General features: G+C 71.5%; 3 protein-coding genes. 1 reads left to right on the forward strand and 2 read right to left on the reverse strand.

Features of this window, described 5'->3' with window-relative positions; all coding sequences use genetic code 11:
- Positions 1–275: 275 nt before the first annotated feature.
- Entirely contained in the window at positions 276–1,511 is a 1,236-nt protein-coding gene (locus AB0M30_RS17430) for an alpha/beta hydrolase-fold protein (RefSeq protein WP_364585035.1), read from the reverse strand.
- Between the two features lie 103 nt (positions 1,512–1,614).
- Positions 1,615–3,096, reverse strand: a complete 1,482-nt coding sequence (locus tag AB0M30_RS17435; protein ID WP_364585036.1) for a phosphatase PAP2 family protein — start codon at positions 3,094–3,096, stop codon at positions 1,615–1,617.
- 143 nt (positions 3,097–3,239) lie between these two features.
- On the opposite strand from AB0M30_RS17435, the gene pafA reads away from it, so the two are divergent.
- Complete coding sequence (gene pafA / locus AB0M30_RS17440) at positions 3,240–4,598, forward strand: Pup--protein ligase (RefSeq protein ID WP_103342689.1); 1,359 nt, start codon at positions 3,240–3,242, stop codon at positions 4,596–4,598.
- Positions 4,599–4,698: the final 100 nt, after the last annotated feature.

The following is a 4,698-nucleotide window of genomic DNA, read 5'->3' on the forward strand; positions in this document are numbered from 1 at the left end:
ACCCCCTAGGCCTTTTAATACCCAACCCCCACCAAAATAGGGGGGGGGCGCCCGCGCCCCCCCCCCCCGCTTCTTTCGTGTTGCGGTGAGGGCCAGGCCAGAGCCGAGGAACAGCGCGAAAAGCTCACCGCCAAGGGGCAAGGAGGCGACCAACGCCCGCCCTCGGCCACACCCCCCTGCCGACCGATACGCAGCCGCTGAACAATCCGGCGTTCGGGCCGGCGGGAGAAATCCGGCAGAGAACCTCCCGCAGAGCAACCCCCGGCAGAAAGCCCTCAGGACGTAGCCGGAGAAGTCCGAAAATTCTGATCAGCAAAAGCGAGCAGATAAGGCAACGTGGCCCGAGCCGTATGCCAGGTGTGGTTGAACCCCCGCTCAGCATGCACCACAGCCTCCTGCCCCCGGGCATGCAGAGCATCAGCAATCCGGCGCGCCGTCGAGACGTCGGTCGGCGCACCGGTGCCGACCGCGAGCATCACCGAAATCGGCGCCGGGAACTTCATCGTCGCCAGGTACCGGCGGGGCGTGTTGGCCGCGATGGCCGCCCGGTTGCCGTCGAGGATGCCGACCGAGTCGTTGAGGTCGTCGTAGGGCAGGGCGATCACCAGGGTGGCGAACTCGTCGACGTGGTGGAGGCCGATGTTGAGCGCGCCGAAGCCGCCGCCGGACATGCCGCCCAGCGCCCGGTGGGTGCGGTCGGCGAGCGTGCGGTAGCGCTGGTCGACGCCCGGGACCACGGTGCCGGCCAGGTAGCTCTCCAGCTGCGGGCCGCCGGGCACGTTCAGGCACTCCCAGTCGGTGCTGGGGTTGCCGGCGGTCAGGTCGACGCTGACCACGATCATCGGCGCGATGACGTTGGCCTGCTGGAGCGCCAGGAGCGAGCCGGGGGCGTCGCCGGAGGTGAGCCAGTCGCGGGGGCCGCCGAAGGGGTAGCCGTGGATCAGGTAGACGACCGGGTAGCGGCGGGTGGGGTCGCTGTCGTACCCGGGCGGGAGGATGACGTAGTTGCTGCCCGACGGGATCCCGTGGGCGGGGTCGGGGAGGTTGACGACGTCGATCCGCTGCCCGGCGGCCGCCGCACCGGCGCCGGGGTGCGGCGCGGGCGACGACGAGTCCGACGAGGAATCCGGAAACGAGCCCGACGACGGTTCGGGGGCCTCCTTGCCGTCGTCGAGCAGGCGGCCGGCCAGGTTGACGACGCCGGGGCCGCGCTGGAGGAGCCGGGCGAGGTCGTCGGAGGTGCGGACGTACCCGACGTAGCTGTTGACGGCGGTGACCGACGCCAGCAGGAGGAGCACGCCGAAGGCGGTGAACCCCCAGCGCCGGACGCGGCGGCGGTACCACAGCGTGACCACGACGGCGAGGACGGCGACGGCGGCCGAGGCGAAGCCGAGCCAGATGAGCGGTGACTCGAGCGGGCCCAGGTCGCGGGCGCGGGCGGTGACGTCACCCGGCAGCACCGGGTCGCTCGCGGCCCGGTGGATGGCGCTCGCCAGGCCCTGCCCGTCCATCGATTCCCCGCCCGTCCGCTGGCCGCGGGCAGGAGGGCCCGCAACTCGATCACGAAGCTAGCGGGGACTCCCTGTGGGTTCGTTGAGAGAAGGTAAAGCAACCTCACAGCCGGTAGAGCGTCAGGGCGCGGGGACGGGACCGGAAGCGGAACCGGTTGCCGAGCGGGCCGACCTCGCCGTCGGTGGCGACGCGGCGGTTGCCGTCGAGCAGCTCGACGTCCAGTTCGGGCAGGTCCAGCTCCTGGTAGACGTGGCTGGCGGCGAGGCTGCGGGTGATCATCGCGAGCAGGAACCGGGCCCGGGAGTAGGGCAGGTCGGCGCGCAGGTAGCGGATGTCGAGCAGGCCGGTGTCGAGCGCCGGGCGCCGGCTCGGGGCGAAACCCTTCGGCGCGTACGTGCCGTTGCCGACGAACAGCAGCCAGACCTGCGCCCGCTTGCCGTTGAGCCGGACGGTCAGCGGCTTGGCGTGCCGCAGCGTCCTGGCCAGGGCGATCGCCGCCGAAGGCCACTTCGGGTGCTTCTCCTGCAGCTTCTCCCGCAGCCGGACCATCTCCGGGTAGCCGCCGAGGCTGGCGGTGTTGACGAACCAGCGGTGGTCCGGGTCGCCGGCGCCGTCGATCTCGACTTCGCCCAGGTCGACGCGGACCGCGTTGCCGACCTCGGTCGCCGCGTCGGCTTCGGGCATGGAGCTGACGCCGACGTCGCGGGCGAAGTGGTTGAGCGTCCCTGCCGGGACCAGCGCGAGCGGCAGGTCGCGTTCGGCGGCGACCGAGGCCACTGCCGCCACGGTGCCGTCGCCGCCCGCGACGGCCAGCGCGCGGACCGTGCCACGGGCGTCGATCTCGGCTTCGAGCTGGGCGCGCAGGCCCCGCTCGGGGTCCGGGTAGAGCAGCGTGGCCTTCGGCCAGGCGAACTTGACGTCCTCGGTCGGGTCCTGGCCCGCCACGCCGGAGTTCGGGTTGACGACGGCGAGCATGTCCTCGCCGTCGACCATCTCCGGCGCGTCGGCGTCGTGGGCGGTGCGGCCCGGGACGTCGTCGTGCAGCGGCCACCAGTGCCGGGTGGCCAGTCCCACGCCGACACCGATGCCCAGGCCGACACCGACGTCGGACGGCCAGTGCACGCCGGTGTGGACCCGCGAGTAGGCCACGGCCAGCGCGAGCGGCGCCACCACGAGCCCGGCCCGCGGCGACTCCATCGCCACCGCCGTCGCGAACGCGGCCGCGGACGCGGAGTGACCGGAGGGGAAGGACGAGGACGTCGGCCGTTTCCGCAGGCGGCGGCGCATCGGCGTCTCTTCTTCGGCCGGGCGCCGGCGCGGGAAGAGCGGCTTGCCGATCAGGTTGGCCGCGGCACTGGCCCCGGCGATCGCCACGACCCCGCGCAGGGCGCCCCGGCGGGTCGCCCCCTGGCGGGTGGCCAGCAGCGCGGCGACCCCCCACCACAGGCGCGACTTGTTCGCCGATTTCGACAGCGTCATCAGCGCGTCGTCGACCTTCGAGGCGGGGAGCGCGGCACTGCGGCGCATCAGGGCGCGGTCGGTCCGGCCGACCCGCCGGAAGGCCCGGATGAGCTGGTGTGACAAGGAGTCCGCCTTCCGCACGTCGTCAAGAGCTGTGCTCCAATCGTGCCTGATTCGGGGAGATTTCACCGTCTGTGGCGTACTGGGGGCGTGTCGACGCCCGAACGGCGCACCGTCGACGGGGGTGCAGCGCCTACTCTGGTGGAATGCAGCGGCGGATCTTTGGCATCGAGACCGAGTTCGGGGTCACGTGCACCTTCCACGGACAGCGCAGGCTCTCGCCCGACGAGGTGGCGCGCTACCTGTTCAGGCGGGTCGTGTCGTGGGGACGCTCCTCCAACGTGTTCCTGTCGAACGGCTCGCGGCTCTACCTCGACGTCGGCTCGCACCCCGAGTACGCGACGGCCGAATGTGACGATCTGGTCCAGCTCGTCACGCACGACAAGGCCGGGGAGCGGATCCTCGAGGACCTGCTGGTCGACGCCGAACGACGGCTCGCCGACGAAGGCATCGGCGGCGACATCTTCCTGTTCAAGAACAACACCGACTCGGCGGGCAACTCCTACGGTTGTCACGAGAACTACCTGGTGACCCGGGCGGGGGAGTTCTCCCGGATCGCGGACGTGCTGCTCCCGTTCCTGGTGACCCGCCAGCTCATCTGCGGCGCCGGCAAGGTGCTGCAGACCCCGCGGGGCGCGGTCTACTGCCTGTCCCAGCGCGCGGAGCACATCTGGGAGGGCGTCTCCAGCGCCACGACCCGCTCGCGGCCGATCATCAACACCCGGGACGAGCCGCACGCCGACGCCGAGCGCTACCGGCGCCTGCACGTCATCGTGGGCGACTCGAACATGGCCGAGCCGACGACCATGCTGAAGGTCGGCTCGGCGAACCTGGTGCTCGAGATGATCGAGGCCGGCGTCCAGTTCCGCGACTTCACCCTGGACAACCCGATCCGGGCCATCCGCGAGATCAGCCACGACCTCACCGGCCGCCGCCAGGTGCGGCTGGCCGGCGGGCGCGAGGCCTCGGCGCTGGACATCCAGCGCGAGTACTACGCCCGCGCGGTCCAGCACATCAAGGACAACGGCACGACCGCGGCGAACGAGCGGGTCATCGAGCTGTGGGGCCGGGCGCTGGACGCGGTCGAGCAGCAAGACTTCGGCAAGATCGACACCGAGATCGACTGGGCGATCAAGCACCGGCTGGTCGAGCGCTACCGGCACAAGCACGACCTGGACCTGTCCAGCCCGCGCATCGCCCAGCTTGACCTCGCTTACCACGACATCCGCCGGGGCCGGGGCATCTTCGACCTGCTCCAGCGCAAGGGCCTGGTCCGCCGGGTCACCGACGACGGCGAGATCGAAGCCGCCAAGGACACCCCGCCCCAGACGACCCGCGCGAAGCTGCGCGGCGACTTCATCGCCGCCGCCCAGGCCGCGGGCCGCGATTTCACCGTCGACTGGGTGCACCTGAAGCTGAACGACCAGGCCCAGCGCACGGTCCTGTGCAAGGACCCGTTCCGTTCGGTCGACGAGCGGGTGGAACGCCTGATCAGCTCGCTCTAGCCCGCACACCCCGCGGTGGGGGGGGGGGTGGCGGGGGGTAGGCCCCCCCGGACCACACAACCATCGACGCGGTTGAGGGGGAGAAGCAGGTGCGCGTGGG

It is taken from the genome of Amycolatopsis sp. NPDC051716 (genome assembly GCF_040681595.1).
Lineage (GTDB): Bacteria > Actinomycetota > Actinomycetes > Mycobacteriales > Pseudonocardiaceae > Amycolatopsis.